This is a genomic window from Streptomyces sp. NPDC087787 (assembly GCF_044743035.1).
GTDB lineage: Bacteria > Actinomycetota > Actinomycetes > Streptomycetales > Streptomycetaceae > Streptomyces.
The window spans coordinates 1-18,747 of sequence record NZ_JBIUVQ010000031.1; the positions used below are offsets into that span (position 1 = coordinate 1).

Annotated in this window: 18 protein-coding genes and 1 pseudogene; 11 read left to right on the forward strand and 8 right to left on the reverse strand. The window is 70.1% G+C overall.

What is annotated here, in order from left to right; translation table 11 throughout:
* Positions 1-217: 217 nt before the first annotated feature.
* Complete coding sequence (locus ACIOWN_RS32405; RefSeq protein ID WP_401984189.1) at positions 218-1,036, reverse strand: SAM-dependent methyltransferase; 819 nt, start codon at positions 1,034-1,036, stop codon at positions 218-220.
* A gap of 83 nt (positions 1,037-1,119) precedes the next feature.
* Positions 1,120-1,878: a PIG-L deacetylase family protein gene (locus ACIOWN_RS32410; RefSeq protein WP_401984191.1), complete on the reverse strand. Its 759-nt coding sequence runs from the start codon at positions 1,876-1,878 to the stop codon at positions 1,120-1,122.
* 116 nt (positions 1,879-1,994) lie between these two features.
* Between ACIOWN_RS32410 and ACIOWN_RS32415 the strand changes: the two genes are divergently transcribed.
* The 3 genes from ACIOWN_RS32415 to ACIOWN_RS32425 all read left to right on the forward strand — a co-directional run bounded on the left by ACIOWN_RS32415 (position 1,995) and on the right by ACIOWN_RS32425 (position 5,544).
* Complete coding sequence (locus ACIOWN_RS32415) at positions 1,995-3,017, forward strand: ADP-ribosylglycohydrolase family protein (protein ID WP_362348891.1); 1,023 nt, start codon at positions 1,995-1,997, stop codon at positions 3,015-3,017.
* 330 nt (positions 3,018-3,347) lie between these two features.
* Positions 3,348-4,592, forward strand: coding sequence for an MFS transporter (locus ACIOWN_RS32420; protein ID WP_362348890.1), 1,245 nt, complete (start codon positions 3,348-3,350; stop codon positions 4,590-4,592).
* 340 nt (positions 4,593-4,932) lie between these two features.
* On the forward strand, positions 4,933-5,544 hold the full coding sequence (locus ACIOWN_RS32425; protein ID WP_401984194.1) for a hypothetical protein: 612 nt from the start codon (positions 4,933-4,935) through the stop codon (positions 5,542-5,544).
* Positions 5,545-5,632: 88 nt separating this feature from the next.
* Here ACIOWN_RS32425 and ACIOWN_RS32430 read toward each other — a convergent pair whose 3' ends face one another.
* Together ACIOWN_RS32430 and ACIOWN_RS32435 are read right to left on the reverse strand one after the other, a co-directional pair.
* On the reverse strand, positions 5,633-6,139 hold the full coding sequence (locus tag ACIOWN_RS32430; RefSeq protein ID WP_362348887.1) for a GNAT family N-acetyltransferase: 507 nt from the start codon (positions 6,137-6,139) through the stop codon (positions 5,633-5,635).
* Positions 6,140-6,231: 92 nt separating this feature from the next.
* Positions 6,232-6,972 (reverse strand): NAD(P)H-binding protein, encoded by a 741-nt coding sequence (locus ACIOWN_RS32435; protein ID WP_362348886.1) that lies wholly within the window; start codon positions 6,970-6,972, stop codon positions 6,232-6,234.
* Positions 6,973-7,392: 420 nt separating this feature from the next.
* Between ACIOWN_RS32435 and ACIOWN_RS32440 the strand changes: the two genes are divergently transcribed.
* Positions 7,393-7,860 (forward strand): nuclear transport factor 2 family protein, encoded by a 468-nt coding sequence (locus ACIOWN_RS32440; protein WP_362348884.1) that lies wholly within the window; start codon positions 7,393-7,395, stop codon positions 7,858-7,860.
* Here the strand turns inward: ACIOWN_RS32440 and ACIOWN_RS32445 are convergent.
* The gene (locus tag ACIOWN_RS32445; protein ID WP_362348882.1) at positions 7,857-8,783 is read right to left on the reverse strand and encodes a GNAT family N-acetyltransferase; all 927 of its coding nucleotides are present in this window, start codon (positions 8,781-8,783) and stop codon (positions 7,857-7,859) included. The genes ACIOWN_RS32440 and ACIOWN_RS32445 overlap by 4 nt on opposite strands.
* Before the next feature lie 238 nt (positions 8,784-9,021).
* Here ACIOWN_RS32445 and ACIOWN_RS32450 point away from each other — a divergent pair, with 238 nt between their 5' ends.
* The 5 genes from ACIOWN_RS32450 (at position 9,022) to ACIOWN_RS32470 (ending at position 13,849) form a co-directional block, all read left to right on the forward strand.
* Positions 9,022-9,885: an LLM class flavin-dependent oxidoreductase gene (locus ACIOWN_RS32450; RefSeq protein ID WP_362348880.1), complete on the forward strand. Its 864-nt coding sequence runs from the start codon at positions 9,022-9,024 to the stop codon at positions 9,883-9,885.
* 365 nt (positions 9,886-10,250) lie between these two features.
* Positions 10,251-10,667, forward strand: a complete 417-nt coding sequence (locus ACIOWN_RS32455; protein ID WP_362348878.1) for a hypothetical protein — start codon at positions 10,251-10,253, stop codon at positions 10,665-10,667.
* Complete coding sequence (locus ACIOWN_RS32460) at positions 10,664-11,278, forward strand: toxin (RefSeq protein WP_362348877.1); 615 nt, start codon at positions 10,664-10,666, stop codon at positions 11,276-11,278. The genes ACIOWN_RS32455 and ACIOWN_RS32460 overlap by 4 nt, the downstream gene beginning before the upstream one ends.
* Entirely contained in the window at positions 11,275-12,459 is a 1,185-nt protein-coding gene (locus ACIOWN_RS32465; protein ID WP_401984198.1) for an MAB_1171c family putative transporter, read from the forward strand. Before ACIOWN_RS32460 ends, ACIOWN_RS32465 begins: the two co-directional genes overlap by 4 nt.
* Positions 12,452-13,849: an NAD(P)/FAD-dependent oxidoreductase gene (locus ACIOWN_RS32470; RefSeq protein ID WP_401984200.1), complete on the forward strand. Its 1,398-nt coding sequence runs from the start codon at positions 12,452-12,454 to the stop codon at positions 13,847-13,849. Before ACIOWN_RS32465 ends, ACIOWN_RS32470 begins: the two co-directional genes overlap by 8 nt.
* 98 nt (positions 13,850-13,947) lie before the next feature.
* On the opposite strand, the gene ACIOWN_RS32475 is transcribed toward ACIOWN_RS32470, so the two are convergent.
* Positions 13,948-14,499 (reverse strand): GNAT family N-acetyltransferase, encoded by a 552-nt coding sequence (locus ACIOWN_RS32475; RefSeq protein ID WP_401984227.1) that lies wholly within the window; start codon positions 14,497-14,499, stop codon positions 13,948-13,950.
* Positions 14,500-14,547: 48 nt separating this feature from the next.
* Here ACIOWN_RS32475 and ACIOWN_RS32480 point away from each other — a divergent pair, with 48 nt between their 5' ends.
* Positions 14,548-15,168: a TetR/AcrR family transcriptional regulator gene (locus tag ACIOWN_RS32480; RefSeq protein ID WP_401984202.1), complete on the forward strand. Its 621-nt coding sequence runs from the start codon at positions 14,548-14,550 to the stop codon at positions 15,166-15,168.
* Between the two features lie 89 nt (positions 15,169-15,257).
* Here the strand turns inward: ACIOWN_RS32480 and ACIOWN_RS32485 are convergent.
* Positions 15,258-15,470, reverse strand: a pseudogene (locus tag ACIOWN_RS32485) (hypothetical protein); the annotation flags it as partial.
* 97 nt (positions 15,471-15,567) lie between these two features.
* Positions 15,568-16,827 (reverse strand): cytochrome P450, encoded by a 1,260-nt coding sequence (locus ACIOWN_RS32490; protein ID WP_362349119.1) that lies wholly within the window; start codon positions 16,825-16,827, stop codon positions 15,568-15,570.
* Positions 16,828-17,121: 294 nt separating this feature from the next.
* On the opposite strand from ACIOWN_RS32490, the gene ACIOWN_RS32495 reads away from it, so the two are divergent.
* Positions 17,122-18,741, forward strand: a complete 1,620-nt coding sequence (locus ACIOWN_RS32495; protein ID WP_362348869.1) for an FAD-dependent monooxygenase — start codon at positions 17,122-17,124, stop codon at positions 18,739-18,741.
* The last annotated feature ends 6 nt before the right edge of the window (positions 18,742-18,747 follow it).

Genomic DNA, 18,747 nt, shown 5'->3' on the forward strand with positions numbered 1-18,747 from the left:
CGGAGCACTCCGGGCGGGCAGTCGGCGACGAAGCAGGAAACCCCACGGCGCGAGCCGTAGGAATCCCCCGCCTTAAGGCGGGGGAGGAAGTCAAGTCCGAGCTCTTGCGCCAGTGGCGACTGGGACGCCTGTCCCGGTCGTGATTTTGCCACGGGCGTTCGGCGGGCATCTCCGAGGCGGCAACGCCTCCCGGAGCGAGCCGTAAGAGGGAGCACACCTAGGCCTTGCGGGCCAGCCCGGCGGCGATGAGACGCTCCCAGACAGTGAGTTCTCGTTCGCCGGTGCCGCTCCACGGGCCCTCCACCGTGCCGGGACGCCACAGGGGAGCGGGAACGATCCCGGGTTCGAGGATCTCCAGGCCGTCCAGCAGGGATTCGATCTCCTCGTCGGTGCGCCACCGGCCGCGCCCGAAGGTCCGCTGCAGGACCTTCTCGGCCTCCGCCGTCTCCGGGTTGTTGCCGGAACGGAAGTGACTGACGAAGAAGTAGCTCCCCGAGGGCACCCGGTCCCGCCAGTAGCGGACGATTCCGGCCGGGTCCTCCTCGTCGTTGACGTGGTGGAGGATGGCGCTGAACACGACGGCGACGGGGCGACCGAAGTCGATCAGCTCCAGGGTGTCCGGGTGGGTGCGAATGGCCTCCGGGTTCCGTACGTCGACCGGGACGACCCGGGTCCGCTCGTTCTCCTCCAGCAACGCCCGCCCATGGACCAGCACTTGGGGATCGGTGTCTACATATATGACCCGGGACTCCGGAGCATGGCGCTGCGCGACCTGGTGGACGTTGTCGGCGGTCGGAAGACCACTGCCCAGGTCGATGAACTGCCGTACGTCGGTGGTCGTGACGATCTCCTCGACCGCCCGGGTCAGCGCCGCGCGGTTGGCGAAGGCGATGGCCACCGACCCGGGAAGGTCACGTCTGAACACGTCGCCGATCTTCCGGTCCACGGCGTAGTTGTCCTTGCCGCCGAGCAGGTAGTCGTAGACGCGGGCGATGCTGGGCTTGCTGGAGTCGATGGAGGATCCGTCAACCGTCATGACGACCATCCTGCCCCCAACGCCACCCGCTCACCACGGCTTTCAGGAGACGAGGCCGACGTCCTCACGGAGGGGGCCGTGTGTCAGGCGGTCAGTTCCGTCTGGGGCGGCGCTGCCGCGACCGGGACATGGCGGATGTACCACTCGGTGGCGAAGAGGCGTTTGCGTTCATCCGGCGAAAGGCCGGCGATCACGCCCGGGAGGGCTCCCCTCTCCACCTCGGAGCGGTGGGCCAGCACCGCGGCGATCTTCTGCTCCATCCAGGGGCCGACATCGACGGTCGCGGTGACGTGTTCGTCCGGAACGCTGAACCTCGCCTTGCGCGCGCCGATCACGTCTCTCAGTGCCGGCACGGCGGAGTGCGGGTGCGTGGCCAGGTACAGGGCGCTCGGCCGCCAGGGGGGACCGGTGTCCGGGTGGAGCTGCCCCAGTCCGGCCGCTTGGGCAGCGAGCACGGTCACCCGGTGGGTGTGGACGTGATCCGGGTGTCCGGGCAGCCCGCCGTACGCGTCATGAGTGACCATGATGTCCGGGCGGAACTCACGGATGTGCGCCACCAGCCGCCGCACCGCCTCGTCCAGCGGCGCATCGCACAACCGCGGACAGCCCGGGGCCGACCGCGGTACACGCGCGTCGGCGAAGCCGAGCAAGCGCGGGCTGCCGGCGTCGAGGATCCGGAGCGCCTCGGCCAACTCCCCGGCTCGGGGGGTGCCTGCGCCCCAGGTCGCCGTGACGACCGCGGTCCGCGCGCCCGCGGCCGCGTGCCGCGCGAGCACCCCGCCTGCCGACAACGACTCGTCGTCGGGGTGGGCGAAGACCGCCAGCAGGCTCGGCACGGGCATGGACGGGCCACCTTCCGGTGCGAGGGAGACCTGACTCTACGTCGGGCGAGCTTGTGAGAAGCCCCTCACGCCGCTTATGGTCTTCTTGACGATAAGTGAGGGAAGGGACTTCCTGCATGACCGCGAACACGGTGGGCAAGCGCGCCGCGACCGGAGCACTGATCGGGCTCGCCCTCGGCGACGCCCTGGGTTTCCCGACCGAGTTCAACGACGTGCCCTCGATTCTCGCCAAGTGCGGCCCATGGCGGGAAATGGAGCTGCCGAAGCGTGCGATCGTCTCCGACGACACGCAGATGACCCTCGCCCTCGGCCGCGCGCTCAGGACCGCCATGGACCGGGGCCTGCTCACCCCGAAGCGGCTGGAGCGGCCGCTGCGCGAGGAGTTCGTCGACTGGTACCAGTCGCCGGAGAACAACCGGGCCCCGGGCAGGACCTGCCTGACAGCCTGCCATCTGCTGAAGGTGGAGGGACGGGTCTGGCAGGAGGCCAGCCAGATCGGCTCGAAGGGCTGCGGAGCCAACATGCGCGTCGCCCCCATCGGGCTCGCCCCCGGACTCAGCGACGAACAGCGCTCCGGTGCCGCCCAGTTGCAGTCCGCGCTCACCCATGGTCACCCGACGGCCCTGGCAGCCTCGGACCTCACCGCGCACGCGGTACACCTGCTCGCTCAGGGCACCGACCCCGCGGGGCTCCTCGGCCGGCTGCGGTCGTACGCCGAAGACAACCGCACCCGCTACCACCACACCTGGCTCGGAGACCTGTGGACCCGCTCCCAGGACCCGACCCCCGAGCACTTCGTCGCGCGCGGCTGGGACGAGTGCCTGGAGATACTCGGACGGCTCCAGGAGGCCGTGCGCAGCGTCTCCCCGGAGACCGACCCGTGCCTGGCCACGGGTGCGGGCTGGGTCGCCGAGGAGGCCTTCGCCACCGGCCTGCTGTGCTTTCTGCTCTTCCCCGACGACCCGGTCACCTCCCTGCGCCGAGCCGCCTGCTCCTCCGGCGACTCGGACTCCATCGCCTGCCTCACCGGCGCCTTCGCGGGCGCCTGGCTGGGCACGGACGCCTGGCCCGCCCGGTGGGCGGAACGGATCGAGTACCGGGCCGATCTGCTCGCCCTGGGAGAGCTCTGGGACGCGTAGATGCTGCTGGAGCGCACGAGGACCCGTGACGCTTCGGCGTCCCGCGATGGTCGACGGAGCGTCCGCATGCGTCATTGGAGCACCCGTCGAGGCACCTCGGTTCCGCCGGCATCGGCCTGCGCCACCGACGTCATGTGCCGTGACACCTGGGCAGCGCGCCGGCCCGATCACCACGCCCAGGCGGGAATCGAGGACCAGTCCGACATGCCGGCGGTACAACGAATGGCTGTACGTCCCTCGCCCTCGGTTGTTTGATCCGGCCATCCGTCACTCGCTTGGATGCCGATGGTCGGCACCGGGTTGTCCGGATGAGCGAGAGGCGTTTCGGAGATGACAGGCAGGCGGTCGCTGGGGCGGCGGTTCGGGTGGTTGTGGGCCTCGTACGCGGTCAGCTCGTACGGCACCGGGTTCGGGTTCGGCGCGTTCCCCCTGATCGCGGTCCTCGTGCTGCGTTCCGGTCCGGCCGAGGTGGCGGCGCTGTCCGCCGCGGGGCGGGCCGTGGGGGCGCTGGTGGCGGTGCCGCTGGGCCCGTGGATGGAGTTCCGCCGCAAGCGGCCCGTCATGATCGCGACGGACCTGGTGCGGTTCGCGGCTCTGATGAGCGTCCCTGCCGCCTTCGCGCTCGGCCGGCTCAGCTTCGCCCAGTTGCTCGTCGTGTCCGTCTGCGTCGCCGCGGCCAACATCGCCTTCAGCGCGGCCGGCGGCGCGTATCTGAAGACGCTCCTGCCGCCGGAGGACCTCCTCGTCGCGAACAGCCGGTTCGAGTCCACGACGTGGTCCGCGACCATGGTGGGGCCACCGCTCGGCGGGGCCGCGATCGGGCTGTTCGGCCCGGTGACGACCGTGATGGCCGACGCGGTCAGCCACCTGCTCTCGGCGCTCGGCATCCGCGCCATCGGAGGGACCGAGCCGCGCCCCGCGCGGACCGGCGCCCCGCGGCTTCGAGCGGGCGATCTGCTCGAAGGATGGCGCCACATCCTCACCCACCCCGTGCTGCGCCCGCTGTTCTTCAACACGCTCGCGGTCAACGGCCTGATCATGGCCTCCGAACCCCTGCTCGCCGTACTGCTGCTGAACCGCCTCGGTTTCGCACCCTGGCAGTACGGCCTGGTGTTCGCGGCCCCATGCGTCGGTGGCCTCGTCGGCTCACGTCTGGCCCGCCGGCTCGTGGCGCGGTCCGGGCAGCACAGGGTGATGCGCACCTTCGGGGCACTGCGCGCCTGCTGGTCTGCCGTATTGGCGTTCGTCCAACCCGGCCTCCCCGGCATCCTCCTCGTCATCGCCGTCCAGCTCGGTCTCATCACCTGCTGCGCCGTGTACAACCCCGTGCTGTCCACCTACCGTCTCGACCACACCGGCCCGGACCGCGTCGCCCGCACACTGGCCGCGTGGTCGGTCAGCACCAGCACCGCCATCGCGGCCCTGACCGCCGCGTGGGGTCTGCTGGCCGCCGTCACCAGCCCCCGCATCGCGCTCGCCGCCGCCGGCGTGCTCCTCCTGGCGACCCCGCTGCTGCTCCCGCGCCGCGAGCACGCACCGCGGAACACAGTGGAACAGGCCGCGAGCCTCACCTGACGCGGCGCAACCAGGCGGTTGCTCGCGGAGGTCAAGTCGGTTGTCAGCTGGACGAGTGGACGAGCAAGGCGGTGCACGCTCCCACATCTTCCGCGGGTAAAGGGCGGGCGATGCTTTCGTTATGTACGCGTGAGTTGCGGGGAGGCGTCCGGCTGGCACACTCCTGCCTGCCATGAAGAGATCATTGATGAAGAAGCGCCTCAGACCCCTGCTGCCGGCCGTCGCGTGCCTGGCCTTCGCTGTCGCCGCGAGCGCGTGCGGCCCGGCCGACGAGGGGGCCACGTCGGGGAAGTCCACAACCGGGAGGCCGACTCCCCAGGAGACAGTGGCGAGTTCACCGGTGAGCGCATCGCCGACTCCGACCCCGGCCCGCACCACGTCCACGCCCATACAGAAGCCCACACAGAAGCCGACCCCGAAGCAGACACCCGCCAAGAAGACGGTCGCACCGCCCGCTCGCGCCGCCTGGCCACGTACCTCCTTCGCCGGGCTGACGTTCGAGATACCCCCGGGCTGGACCCTGACGAGGTACGGCAGCGAGGCCTGCGTACAGCCCGTCCAGCGGGCCGGGCTGCCCACGGCGTTCGGCTGCGCCGCAATCGCCGTCAAGTCCGGCTCCATCACCGGCAGCGAACTGCGTCCCTACCAGGCCCGTCAGTCCGGCGGCTGGTACGCGGCCAGCGACGTCCAGCCCTGCCCGGTCCGCCCGACCCTCGCGGACGGCTCCTTCAACGGCATCACCAGCGGCACGTCGTCGCCGCCGATCGAGTCCGGCCTGCGCCCGGTGGGGAGCCGCACGGCGGCCTACGACCGCTGGACGGCCGCCTGCACGAGCGGCTACCGCTTCTCACCCCAGGCGTGGTACCTGCCCGTCTCCCGGATACTGTTCCTCGACTACACGGGCCACGCGGAGACGGCCCGGGTACTGGAGTCGGTCCGCTTCCCCGGCTGATCGTCACCCCGGTCACCCTGACCCACCGCGGCTCACGGGAAAGCCTCGAAGCCCTGGAGCCATGCTCCGGGGCTTTCCGCCTGCCCTCCTACAGGACGTGCCGGTAACGAACCTCCGGCACCGACACTCCGTCGTAGTCATCAGCCTGAACGGCACCGTCGGCGGTGTAGTCGGCCCGCTCGTAGAAGCGACGTGCCCGAGTGTTGTCGGTGAGGACCCACAAAAGCATCAGGCTGAGGCCACGCACTCGAGCCTGAGCGTGCGCGGCGTCGAGGAGCGTACGCCCGATCCCGGTCCCAACGAGTGAGGGCTGCACGTACAGGGCGTAAAGCTCACCCACAGCCGTACTGGTCCCGTCGTCGCCGGAACGCCCAAGGCACGCCCAGCCCACCACTCGTCCGTGAGTGTCGACCGCCACCAGGTTGGTCGTGCCGGTGGTGCCCTCCTTCGAGCTCTCGAAGTGCCGACGGCGCTGCTGAACATCCGCCTCGACCGTCATGCCGTCGAGGAAGGACCGCGGCACGATCCCGTCATAGGCGGCCTGCCAGCCGGTCACTCGTATCACCGACACAGCCGGAACATCGGCTTCCGTCATAGCTCGTACGGTCAACATCCCGCAACCGTACGAGACCCGCCACCACGTCCGCCCGGGAATTACGGCAGCGCCCGCCCGCCGTTACGCCGGCCTCAAGTGCGGGACGTGAGCCAGTCGCGGTAGTGGGTGGGCGCGATGCGGGCGTCGCCCTTGGCGATGATGGCGTCGCCGTGGACGGCGGCGAACATGCCGGCGGTGTCATCGGTGACGACCCTGCGGCCGTCGGGGCGGGCGTTCAGAGTGACCTGGCCGAGTTCGTCGAGGGCGAAGACGTCGGGGCCGGCGATGTTGAGGGTGCCGTTCAGAGGAGGGCCGAGGGCGACGTCGGCGACGGCGTCGGAGACCTCCTGGGCGGCGATCGGCTGGACAAGGGTGCTGGGCAGGCGGACGGTGCCGCCCTCGGTGGTCGAGGACAGGACGGCGTCGATGAACTCCATGAACTGGGTGGCGCGGACGATGGAGTAGGGGATCGGCCCGGCCTTGAGAATGTCTTCCTGCAGGGTCTTGGCCTGGTAGTAGACGAGTCCGGGCACCTGGTCGGTACCGACGATCGAGAGGATGACGACATGCCCGACCCCGCCCTTGCGGCCGGCGGCCAGGATGTTGTCCATGGAGGTCCGGAAGAACGTCAGGGAAGCCTCGTCGAAGGTCGGGGAGTTCGTCACGTTGACGACGACGTCGGCACCGGCCACCGCCTCCTCCAGACCCTGGCCGCTGACCACGTCCACGCCTGTGGACAGCGAGAGCGGCGCCGCTTCATGTCCTGCCGCGTTGAGCTTCTTCACGACCTGCGAGCCGATCAGGCCGGTACCGCCGATCACCGCGCACTTCATGGGTCACCTTTCGTCGCGCACCACGGCGGGCCGTCACCTCGCACAGTGACCGCCCCACGCCGCCAACCACGGGCGCGTGATCGCGGGCGGATCACGGCCATGCCTCCAGGTTGCTACGTCGTCGTGCGCGGCGCACGCCGCCCGGATTCCCCGCTTACATGGCAACCCGCAGGCCAGAGGGCGCCGACCGGTTCTCCTCACGGTGCTTGTTCACCCTGATGGGTGCGCGGCAGCCCGACGGCCTGATGCTCGCGGCCGTCGAGGCGGCGGACATGAACCGAGACCCGCGGAGCGGGTCAAGGGGCCGCGGATGTGCCGTTGCGATCACGCGAATGATCGGTATGGAATGAATCGCCGAACGCGACCGAGTCGGTATGGCGGGCACCAGACCTTGAAAACCGTGATGCTCCGGGAGAGTCCATGGCCTCGAAGCCTCCTGTTCCCCCGTTCACCCGGGAGAGCGCGACCGAGAAGGTCCGCCTCGCCGAGGACGCGTGGAACACCCGGGACCCTGAGCGTGTGGCTCTCGCCTACACGGTCGACAGCCGCTGGCGCAACCGTGCCGAATTCATCAACGGCCGCGAGCGGATCGTCGCCTTCCTCACCAGGAAGTGGACCAGGGAACTGGACTACCGGCTCATCAAGGAGCTGTGGGCCTTCGAGGGGAACCGCATCGCCGTCCGCTTCGCCTACGAGTGCCACGACGATTCGGGCAACTGGTTCCGTTCCTACGGCAACGAGAACTGGGAATTCGACGAGCAGGGCCTGATGCGGGTCCGCCTGGCGAGTATCAACGACCTCCCTGTCAAGGAAGAGGAGCGCAAGTACCACTGGCCCCTCGGCCGCCGCCCCGACGACCACCCGGGCCTGAGCGACCTGGGTCTCTAGCCGACCTCCGGCATCCCCAGGCGTTTCCGGCAGACCGTGGAGCTGTGGCGAACCCTCATGCCCACGCGCAGGTAGAGGGTGAGCGCGCCGGTGTCGGAGTGCGTGCCGAGGGTGCACGTCCGCCGGCCTTGCCGATGGAAGGCGCGGAAGGCGTGCAGCAGGAGCAGGCGGGCGATGCCCTGGTTGCGGTGGTCACGGTGAACCGCGACCTGCTCGACGTAGCCCTCGCCGGTCTCCGGTGGATCCAACGCGACCACGGCGCCGACCAGTTGGCCGCCGTCGAAGGCCAGGGCGGACATCACGGGCGCGAATGCGGGGCGCTCGACGGTGTGCTGGGCCCACTCCTGGTAGGAGTAGCGCCGCTGCTGCCACTCGTCGAAGGCGTCCTCGATGAGCTGGTGTACGTGCTGCTCGTCGCCCGGGCGGAAGGGCCGGACCGTGATGCCCGCGGGAGGCTCCGGCACCGCGGGCTCGTCGGACATGACGAACTCCAGCAGCCATTCGGTCACCATCGGCTCATACCCGCGGGAGCGCAGCAGTGCGACGGCCTCCGGGTCGTCGTCCGGCACGGTCTGGACGATCTGCCCGATCCCTGCCCGGCGGGCACGGACTTCGGCCCAGTCCAGGAGTACGGCGCCGAGACCGCGGCCCCGGTGCAGGGGATGGACGTCGACCTCAGAGCGCCGGTCCACCCATGCGCGAGCGGTCAGTTGCCCCGTCCGGTCGTGGATCAGGAGCGTGTCCAGCTCCGGGACCAGCCCCGGCCGGGCGAGAACGGCGGCGATGCCGCCGGCGTCGGTCCGCACCCGGCCGTACAGCTCACGCTCGCAGGCCGAGACGAGGCGATGGACGGTGCCGATGTCATCGCCTGTCATCGGGCGTGCCCGGTAGCCGGCAGGCAGAGGTGGCACGAGTTCCGTCATGGCCGGCCACTCCCAGGACGTCGGATCCGCCACCGCCGGCGACGGCACGTACGCAGCACCGCGACAGTCTCCCGGTCGACCTGGTGAGAAGCAAGGGACCAATCCGCGCCGGACTTCGGAAGGCCGTCGGAGCGGACCATGGCAACTGGACAACCCGCACATCAAGGAGCTTGCGAGGAGGCGCACTTCAGGAATCAATCCGATTGCTCCTTCGCGGCCGGCTGCGCATCCTGCTGGAATGCGCTTCTCCATCAACGTTCCCAACATCGGAGACTTCGCGGACCCTCGCAACGTGGCAACCGCGGCCGCTGCCGCCGAACAGGCCGGCTGGGACGGGCTCTTCGTCTGGGACCACGTACTGCATCGGCAACACCAGGGCCGTCCCTTCGCAGACCCCTGGATGCTGCTGACCGCGGCCGCGCTCGCGACCTCCCGGATCCGACTGGGCGCCCTGTTGACGCCGGTCCCGCGTTACCGTCCGCAGCAACTCGCCCGCCAGGTGGCCACCCTGGACCATCTCAGCGGCGGCCGGGTGGTCTTCGCCGCCGGGCTCGGCGGCCCGATCGAGGACGAGTACCGTAGCTTCGGCGACGCCGCCGAGCCACGCCTCCTCGCCGAGCGGCTCGACGAGGGACTGGACCTGTTGAGGCGATACTGGTCCGGCGAGCCGGTGAACCACCGCGGCCGGCACTACGAGGCCAGGAACGTGGCGCTACTGCCCGCCACCGTTCAGCGTCCCGGTCCACCGGTGTGGATCGGCGGATTCTGGCCGCGTCGCCCACCCATGCGGCGAGCGGCGCGGTGGGACGGCGTGGTGCCGCTCTTCGAGACGGCCCGTCATGGCCATGTACCGGACGCGTCCGAAGTGCGCGAACTCGTCGGCTATGTACGCGAACACCGTACGGTCGGGGCCGAGTCGCCCTTCGAGTTCGTGCTGGGCGGTGCCACGTCCCCGGACGCGGCCAAGGCCAGGGACGTGATCGGCCCGCTGCGCGACGCCGGCGCCACCTGGTGGGACGAACGACAAGTGCAGACCGGCCCCGGCCTCGACCGCCTGCCACCAGTTCTGCGCCGCATAGAGGCGGGGCCGCCGGTGTTCTGATGAGCCGGGTGGTCGGGGCCACGGCGGAGCGTCCAGGATCCTGGCGAACGCGCCGTCAGCAGATGACAACGATCGTTGTCCGGGCTGAAAACGATCGTTGGTACGACGGGTGTCGTCCGCGTAGGCTGCACGCCACACCACAACTGATGAGAACCGGGAGACCACCGGTGAGGCCCAAGTCGTCCCTCCCCGAGACGCTTCAGCGATTAGACGCGCTCATCGAAGATCAGCGGTTGAACCGTGCGGAACTCCTCGACCCCCGCCGGCTGGCAGAGAGGACGGCTCTGCCGGAAAGCACCGTCCGTACGCTCCTCGCCCGGGGAACACCACCCCGTGAGGAGGTTGGCGCACGGGTCTGCGCACGGGTGAGGAAGCTCGCCGACGTCCACCTGGCCCGGACCGGGAGACGAAAGCCGGAGCTGGTCGCCGCCGTGCACCGGCAGTGCGGCATATCCGAGGTGTGGGCCCGGCAGATCATCGACGGCAGGAAGGTTCCCTCCGTCGAACTCCTCCACGCCCTGGTGAAGTTCTTCGACCTCGACGACGGGAGAGAGGCCTTCTTCACCGACGAGGCCCCCGACGCCCTCAACCGGGCACTGCTGCCGATCCTGGACACGTACGAGAAGCCCGAACAGGACCCCGTCCAGGCCCTGATGAAGAAGTACGGCGTGGTCGCCGCAGACATGCGCCACCACGGAAGCCTGACCGCCGAGCAGCTCGAGACGCTCCTTGCCGGCGTCATCAAGTCCGTCATGCCCCCACAGGAGGACAACGGCCGATGAGTACCCGCGCCATGAAGTCCCTGCTCACCACCCTCGGCAGGGAAGCATCCAGGACCGTCCGGCGGCCCGGCGAACCGAGGGCCGTCATGAACGCGTTCTGCCGGGCCATGAGCGCGCGCACGGGCCGTCCCGTCCAACTGGCCTTCCGCTCGTTCCCCGCGGACCTGCCCGTCCCGGTCTCCGGCATGAGGATCGACTTCGGGGAGCGCTCCGTCATCGTGGTCGAGCAGAGCATGCACCCCGAGGCCCAGCTCGTCATCCTCGGGCACGAACTGTGGCACGAGGAGAACGGTGACTGCGGCCACCACGTCGCCGGCATGAACGCGGCGGCCCGCGCCACCACCGGCGTGGCACCCGAAGCCGTGCGGCGAGCGGTCGAGCAGATCCTCACCACGGAGGAAGTCCCACGGGACGCCCTCCTGACCGTCGCAGCCCGGTCCGACTCGGTCGACAGTCAGGAAGTGGACGCCGAGACCTTCGGCCTGCTCTTCGGCCGTGAGGTCCGCACGTGGGTGACCGGCCGGTACGCGGAGAGCCCGGTCAGCGCGACCACCCTGGAGGGCCGCCTGAACCTGTCGCTGCTGAACCGGGGCGGGCGCCTTCTCCGATGAGCCCTCACTTTCATGTGCCGTACCTGCTGCCCACCGCTCTGCTCGCCATCGCGCTCGCCTTCAAGACGCCGACCTTCTTACGGGCCTGGCGCGACCCCGACGTCAGGGCGACCACCCTGCTGCTCACCTGGGCCACGGCCGTCCTCGTCGTGATCACCCCGATCAACATTCACCGGCTCAACGTGCTGACCGGCGTCCCGAACATCGCGGCGCCGTGGGCGTACTCGTTCCTCACCGCGTTCAACGCGACCGGCCTGACCATGATCATCCGGTGGCGGGAGGCACCCTCCGAAGGCCGGCGGCGGCGGATGATCCGCATCTACTGGATCTACGCGGCCGTCGGAGTCGGCCTCTGGGCGACGTTCCTCCTGGCCCACGCCCCCGAACCCCGCGTCTACGACCTCGACACCTACTACGCCTGCACGCCCTGGATGCGCGAGCACATCCTGCTGTACGTGCTCGCGCACATGGTGTCGGCCCTGGTCGCCACCTACATGCTGTGGCGGTGGCTGCCGGAAGTGACCAACCGGTGGCTGAAGACCGGCGTGATCTTCCTGCAACTCGGGTTCGCATCCGGGCTGGTCTTCGATGTCACCAAGCTGATCGCGGTGAGCGCCCGCTGGTTCGGAACCGACCTCGACCTGCTCAGCACCAAGGCCGCGCCTCCCTTCGCGCTCGTGGAAGCCATGCTGGTCGCCCTCGGCTTCATCGCCCCGCAGACCGGGCCCGCCCTGCAACGGTGGAGCCGGGACCAGCGTGACTACTGGCGGCTGCGGTCCCTGTGGCGCGTGGTCCGCGTCGTCAAGACCGCCGCGGCCACCGCCCGGCTCGGCTTCTGGGCCCCGGTCGATCTGCGCCTGGTACAGCGCCGGCAGCGCATCCATGACGCGCTGCGCCTGCTCGCCCCCTACCTCGACCAGGTCCTCTACCGGCAGGCGTACGAGGCGGCCGCGGCCGCCCACGGCGCCGACGAGGCCCACGGGATCGCCGGGGCCGTCGCCATCCAGGCCGCCACCGACGCGTACCGCGACCAGACCCCCGTCGTCGGCCGGCCCCAGCAGGCCGCACCCGACATCGCCGACCACATCGACGCCGTCTCCCGGGCCCTGTCCCGCCCCCGCCTCATCGGCAGCATCCGCCGGCGGGTGACCAGCACAGAGAGCGTGACCGCACATGCCTGACACAACCGCCCGCCGACCCACCGCCATCGTCATCGGCGCCAGCGCCGCGGGTCTTTTCGCCGCCGCCGCACTCACCGACCACGCCGACGTCACCCTCCTCGAACGGGACACCCTGCCCGACGGCCCCGGGCCCCGCCGCGGCGTTCCCCAGGCCAGGCATGCCCATCTGGTGTGGAGCGGCGGCGTACGGGCATTCAACGACCTGGTGCCCGGCCTCGTGGACGGCGTCGTCGCCGAGGGCGGCCGCCTGGTCCACATCATGGGCGACATGGTCTCCCGCGCCCCCAACGAGGTGTGGTTCCGCCGTTTCACGGCGACGCACCACCGCAACCTCGTCAGCTCCCGCGACCTCCTCGACGCCGTGCTGCGCCGGCACGTCCTCGCCGACCAGCGAATAACGCTCCGTCAGGACACCACCGCCCTGGCCCTCGTGGGCGACGCCGACCGTGTCACCGGGGTCCAGGTCCACACGGGAGACGACACGTCCTTCCTCACCGCCGACCTCGTCATCGACGCCTCCGGCCGCGGATCCCGCGCCCCCCAGTGGCTCGAGGACCTCGGCCTGCCCCGCGTCGCCGAGCGGGAAGTCAACGCCGGCGTCGCCTACGCCACCCGCGTCTACCGCGCACCGGGCACCACCGCCGACAGGGACTTCCCCCTCGTCAACGTCCAGGCCAACCCCGCACACGCGCCCGGCCAGGGCGGGATCATCCTCCCCGTGGAGGACGGCCGCTGGATCGTCACGCTCTCCGGCACCCGTGGCGGCGAACCCACCGGCGACCCCGACGCGTTCGTCGACTTCGCGCTCGGCCTGGGCGACCCCGTCATCGGGGAACTGCTCAAGACCGCCGAGCCGCTCGGCGACGTCGCCACCACACGCAGCACCGCCAACCACCGCCGCTACTACGAGAAACTCGCCCGCTGGCCCGACGGGTTCACCGTCCTCGGCGACGCCATCGCCGGATACAACCCCGTCTACGGCCACGGCCTCACCGTCGCCGCTCAGGGCGCCCTCGCCATCCGCGACACCCTGCGCACCACCCCGGTCACGGTCCACGGTCTCGCGCGCCGCCTCCAGCGCGTCGCGGCCCGGCCCGTCGCCGCCGCCTGGGACCTGGCCGTCGGCCAGGACGCGTTCTACCCCGGTGCCAGTGTCACCCCGCCCACCGCCGTGGAGCGTTACCTCGCCGCGTTCGTCGACCGGGCGGTGGCCACCGGCGCCCGCAACCCGCGCGCGCTCGGCGCCCTGCTGGACGTGATGAGCATGGAGAAGCCGGCGACCCGCCTGTTCTCCCCGGACATGCTCGTCCCGATGCTGCTCGGACCGAAGCGGCCGTTCCTGGCCAAGCCGCCCCTCACCGACGACGAGCGGTCGGCCGCCAACCCCTGACCCGGATCATCCTCGCTCGACCGGGCGACTCACTGGGGCCCCGTACGACTGGCGTACCGGGCCCTCCGGTTCCTCGAACCGGGCACGCGGGCTTGCCGTCACTGGCGGTGGGCGCGCCATTCCGGGGCGAGGACCGCCCACATCTCCTTGTCGTAACGGGTGCCGCCGTAGGGCCAGTACTCGCGCCGCACACCCTCGAGTGTCATGCCGAGCCGCTTGGCCACCGCGGAGCTGCGCCCGTTGTCGGCCCGGCAGTGCCACTCGGCCCTGTGCACGCCCCGGGAGGTGAACGCCCACTCCAGCAAGGTGCGGCACGCCTCCGTCACCAGGCCGTGCCCCTCCGCGGCCGGCTCCAGCCAGCAACCGATCTCGCACGAGCCGGAGACGGCGTCGAAGTCCACGAACATCACGCCGCCGACCAGCACTCCGTCGAGCCAGATGCCGTAGATGCGGGCGCCGTCCGCGGCCTGGCGCTCCGCGTAGCGGCGCAACGTGGCCCGCGCGCCGTCGAGATCGTCGGTGACGAACTTCGCCCCGACCCAGGGCCGGATGTGCTCGCGCGCCCGGTCCATATGGGCGGCGAACTCCTCGGCGTGCCATACCTCGAGCGGACGCAGAAGCGCGTCGTCCCGCAGCGGCAGGGAGAACATGGTGACCCCATTCACACAACAAGCGTTATGGTTATGTACGGTAGCAGCATGCCACGCACCAAGGGGGACCACGAGGCCCGCCGGCGCGACGTCTCGGAAGCGGTCTGGCGGGTGCTGGCCGCGCACGGCTTCGGCGGACTGACCATGCGCGCCGTCGCCGCCGAACTCGACGCGACCACCGGCCTGCTCACCCACTACTTCCCCACCAAGCGCGACCTCGTCGTGTACGCCCTGGACCTGCTCGAACTGCGCAGCGACGCCCGGCTTCGGCGTACCGCGGGGAAAGGCATGTCAGCGGTGAGGGCCGCGCTCCTCGACGTCCTGCCGCTGACGGACGAGTCCACCGTCGGCAACCGGATCTGGGTGTCCTCCTGGGACATCGCGCTCGCCGACCCGGAGCTGAGCGCCGACTACGCCGGCAAGTACGCGCGAAGCCGCGACAAGCTGCGCGACCTGGTCGCCGCGGCCCAGCAACTCGGCGAACTGCCCGCAGGAGACGCGGCCCGCGTCGCGGCCGGCATCCAGTCCTTCGTGCTCGGCCTGGTCGTACAGGCCCTCCTCGACCCCGAGGCGTTCCCACCCCACCGCCAGATCGCGCTTCTTGACGACTACCTGACGACGCTGGTCTCCCCGCCCCCGTCCGGTGACGGCCGGGCGGCCTCGTCCTGACGCGGCTTCACTCGGCTTCCCGGTGGGAGGCGAGGAACTCGGTCATTCGCTCCAGGCCCCGTTCGCCGAACATGGTCTCCAGGCTGGTGGCGGACTCCGCGGTGCCCGACGGGCAGGGCGTGGATGCGGCGGGGGACGAGTGCGCCGTCGGCGTCCGCGACGAGGGCGCGCAGGTTCTCGTCCCAGCCCTCGAAGTGGGACAGGACCGGGGCGGGCTCGACCGGGGAGAGCAGCGGCCGGACGCGCGACCAGGCACCGTCGGCCCCGATCAGGAGGTCGGTGGTGATGGCGGACCCGTCGGCGGCAGGGCTGCTCAGGTACGCGTAAAGGTCACGGGCCTTCGGCGTGATGCGCGCCGAAGGCCCGTGGGTGTGCCGATCCGGGGAACCCGACGACCGGTCACGGAACCAGCGTGACAGGGAGCCTCTCAAGTCCGCGGAAGGCGGGGAACGGGACCTTGAGCCATTCGGCCTCGGACGCCGGGAAGTCGAGGTCGATCTTCGGGAACTTCTGGAAGAGCGTGGTCAGCGCCGTCCGCATCTCCATTCTGGCCAACGGCGCACCGAGGCAGTAGTGCGCTCCGCTGCCGAAGCCGAGGTGCGCGCTCTGCAGACCCGGCCGCTTCACGTCGAAGGTGTCGGGGCAGGCGAACTTCTCCGGGTCCCGGTTCGCGGAGGCGACCGCGACCTGCACGAGGGAACCCTTGGGAATGAGCGTGCCTCTGATGTCGATGTCCTCCAGCGCATGCCGGAACGTCGCGTTCTCCACCGAGCCCTCGAAGCGGATGACCTCCTCGATGGCGTTCGGCAGCAGTTCCGGGTCCTCCAGGACCTCGTGCAGCTGGTCGCGGTGCGTCAGCAGGTTGAACACGGCGTTGCCGATGAGGTACGCGGTCGTCTTGTGGCCGGCGAAGAGCAGCACCCACAGCGTCGACAGAAGCTCGCCGTCGGTCATGGCGCCCTGCTCGTCCTGCGTCCGGATCAGATCACTGAGCAGGTCGTCGGACGCGTTCTCCCGCTTCCGCGAGATGAGTTCGGCGAAGTAGTCCCGCAGCGATCCCTCGGCCTGTGCCAGCTTTTCCTTGTCCGCCTTGCTGAATCCGGTCCGGGCGACGGTGGTGCACCATTTCTGCGCTTGCGCGCGCTCGTGCTCGGGAATTCCGATGAGATCGCAGATCACGATGAGCGGGAGCGGGAAGGCGAAGGACGACAGCAGGTCGATGGGCGCGTCGGTGGAACAGCGGTCAAGGAGTTCGTCGGTGACCTGCTGAATACGAGGACCCAAGGACTCGATACGCCGCGGACTGAACGCCCTGTTGACGATGCGGCGCAGCCGGGTGTGCTTGGGCGGGTCCGCGAAGAGCATGTTGTCGTCGAGCGCGATGGACGAGTCACCGAAGATGGTGTGGTACGCGTCCATTGCCGCGTACATGTCCTTGCTGATGCGGGGGTCCGTCAGGGCGGCCTTGGCGTCGTCGAACCGGGTGATCAGGTAGGTGGCCACCCCGTGTGGGGGAGTCAGGCGGCACACCGGGGCCGACTCGCGCAGGCACGCGTACACCGGATAGGGGTTGGCGCGGTACTCCACAGAACCGCGTGAGGCCGCCGCGATCGCGTCCGCTGTCGAGTTCGTCGTGTCCCGTTCGTCGAGCTGAGTCATCATCCCGGCCTTTCTGAAAGCTTCCGCCCCGGCCACGGGACAGCAGATGTGCGACTTACGATCCACCGGTCCCCGGAACGGTCCCGTGCATAAACGCGATTCGCCCGATCGCATCCCACTGGCCTCCCGCACGGTCGCCGGGCCCATTCGTACGGGCTGCGGCGGGGCGGATGTACCTCTGTTCGGGTGATCGCTGCTTATCGGCTCGCCGCGCATGGCAAAAAAACTGAGAGCGAGCCACGGAACCCCATCGGCCCCGTGCTGCGAAGACGCTGATCCGGAGGAGAGAACGCGATGAACGATCGCGGCAACGAGTATGTGCCCGTCCTGGTCGTGGGGGGCTCACTCGTGGGCCTGTCCGCATCCGTGTTCCTCGGACGCCTGGGCATCCAGCACTGTGTCGTCGAGCGCCACGCCGCCACGTCGGCGCATCCGCGCGGCCGCGGCAACAACATGCGGACGATGGAACTGTTCCGGACCGCCGGCCTCGAGCCGCAGATCCGGCAAGCCGCGACCACGCTGTCGAAGAACCACGGAATCCTGCAGGTGGACACCCTGCGCGGTACGAACCGGCGGTGGCTCTCGGCGCGGATCACGGGCAGGCCGCCCGAGGCGGACCTGTGCTCGACGATGCGCTGCGCCTGCAGCCAGAACGATCTGGAACCGGTCCTGCTGCAAGGCGCCCGCGACCTGGGCGGGGACGTGCGCTTCAGCACGGAACTGCTGTCCTTCAGCCAGGACGACGACGGGGTGCAGGCCGTTCTGCAGTCCAGGGACACCGGTGAGACGTACACGGTGAGGTCGGACTACCTGCTCGCCGCGGACGGTCCCCGCAGCCCCGTCCGCCAGCGGCTCGGGATCGAGCACTCGGGCTCGGGCGATCTGTTCCACAACGTCAGCGTCACCTTCCGCAGCAAGATGCTGCGCGAGGTCGCGGGGGAGCAGAAGTTCGTCGTCTGCTACGTCACCGACCCCACCGGCGAAGGCGTGCTGCTGCCCGTGGACAACGAGGAGCAGTGGGTCTTCCATGTGCCCTGGTTCCCGGAGCGCGGACAGACGCTGGAGCACTTCACCGATGCCCGGATCACCGACCACATCAGGGCGGCGGCCGGGGTGCGCGACCTGGACGTGGAGATCACCGGACGAGCACCGTGGCACGCGGCGGACCGCGTGGCGAACAGCTATCGGGACGGACGCGTCTTCCTCATCGGTGACTCCGCTCACGAGATGCCGCCGACCGGGGCGTTCGGATCCAACACCGGTATCCAGGACGCGCACAACCTCGCCTGGAAGATCTCCGGGGTCCTCCGGGGCTGGGCGGACCCGGCGCTGCTGGACAGCTACGAGGCCGAGCGCAGGCCGGTGGCACAGGCCACCAGCGCGCGGGCGACGATCCAGGCGGCTCGCGAACAGCACCCCGGCTACTCCGCCAGGACGGCGTCGAACGACACCGCGGACCTGATGACCGTGGCACTGGGATATCGCTACGCCTCGCGGGCGGTGGTGGGCGCGAACGCGGACGACCCCGTCCTCCCCGACGTCCTGAGCCTGAACGGCGAGCCCGGAAGCCGCGCCCCGCATCTCTGGGTCACACGCGACGGGGCGACGGTCTCCACCGTCGACCTGTACGAGCGCTCCTTCGTCCTGCTCTGCGGGGGTCCTGCCTGGCACACCGCGGCCCGCACCGTCGGCGCGCGGCTCAACGTACCGCTCGACGTCCACTCCATCGGCGACGGGGCGGAGTACGACCTGGACACCGGCGGCGACGCGGACTGGGCCTCGGTGCACGGCGTCGCACCGGAAGGCGCGGTGCTGGTACGTCCGGACGGCTTCGTGGCCTGGCGGGCCGAGGCCGGGACGGCGGACATGGAGAAGGAACTGACCGGCGCTCTCCTCCAGATCCTCGGGCGCTGAACCCCG

What these genes read in the sequence shown, in the direction of transcription:
- ACIOWN_RS32415 (WP_362348891.1), top strand. Translation starts at nt 1,995, where the DNA reads ATGACCGCGAACACGGTGGGCAAGCGCGCCGCGACCGGAGCACTGATC.
- ACIOWN_RS32440 (WP_362348884.1), top strand. Translation starts at nt 7,393, where the DNA reads ATGGCCTCGAAGCCTCCTGTTCCCCCGTTCACCCGGGAGAGCGCGACC.
- ACIOWN_RS32490 (WP_362349119.1), bottom strand. Translation starts at nt 16,827, where the DNA reads ATGACTCAGCTCGACGAACGGGACACGACGAACTCGACAGCGGACGCG.
- ACIOWN_RS32420 (WP_362348890.1), top strand. Translation starts at nt 3,348, where the DNA reads ATGACAGGCAGGCGGTCGCTGGGGCGGCGGTTCGGGTGGTTGTGGGCC.
- ACIOWN_RS32445 (WP_362348882.1), bottom strand. Translation starts at nt 8,783, where the DNA reads ATGACGGAACTCGTGCCACCTCTGCCTGCCGGCTACCGGGCACGCCCG.
- ACIOWN_RS32460 (WP_362348877.1), top strand. Translation starts at nt 10,664, where the DNA reads ATGAGTACCCGCGCCATGAAGTCCCTGCTCACCACCCTCGGCAGGGAA.
- ACIOWN_RS32450 (WP_362348880.1), top strand. Translation starts at nt 9,022, where the DNA reads ATGCGCTTCTCCATCAACGTTCCCAACATCGGAGACTTCGCGGACCCT.
- ACIOWN_RS32470 (WP_401984200.1), top strand. Translation starts at nt 12,452, where the DNA reads ATGCCTGACACAACCGCCCGCCGACCCACCGCCATCGTCATCGGCGCC.
- ACIOWN_RS32430 (WP_362348887.1), bottom strand. Translation starts at nt 6,139, where the DNA reads ATGACGGAAGCCGATGTTCCGGCTGTGTCGGTGATACGAGTGACCGGC.
- ACIOWN_RS32405 (WP_401984189.1), bottom strand. Translation starts at nt 1,036, where the DNA reads ATGACGGTTGACGGATCCTCCATCGACTCCAGCAAGCCCAGCATCGCC.
- ACIOWN_RS32435 (WP_362348886.1), bottom strand. Translation starts at nt 6,972, where the DNA reads ATGAAGTGCGCGGTGATCGGCGGTACCGGCCTGATCGGCTCGCAGGTC.
- ACIOWN_RS32465 (WP_401984198.1), top strand. Translation starts at nt 11,275, where the DNA reads ATGAGCCCTCACTTTCATGTGCCGTACCTGCTGCCCACCGCTCTGCTC.
- ACIOWN_RS32410 (WP_401984191.1), bottom strand. Translation starts at nt 1,878, where the DNA reads ATGCCCGTGCCGAGCCTGCTGGCGGTCTTCGCCCACCCCGACGACGAG.
- ACIOWN_RS32495 (WP_362348869.1), top strand. Translation starts at nt 17,122, where the DNA reads ATGAACGATCGCGGCAACGAGTATGTGCCCGTCCTGGTCGTGGGGGGC.
- ACIOWN_RS32475 (WP_401984227.1), bottom strand. Translation starts at nt 14,499, where the DNA reads ATGTTCTCCCTGCCGCTGCGGGACGACGCGCTTCTGCGTCCGCTCGAG.
- ACIOWN_RS32480 (WP_401984202.1), top strand. Translation starts at nt 14,548, where the DNA reads ATGCCACGCACCAAGGGGGACCACGAGGCCCGCCGGCGCGACGTCTCG.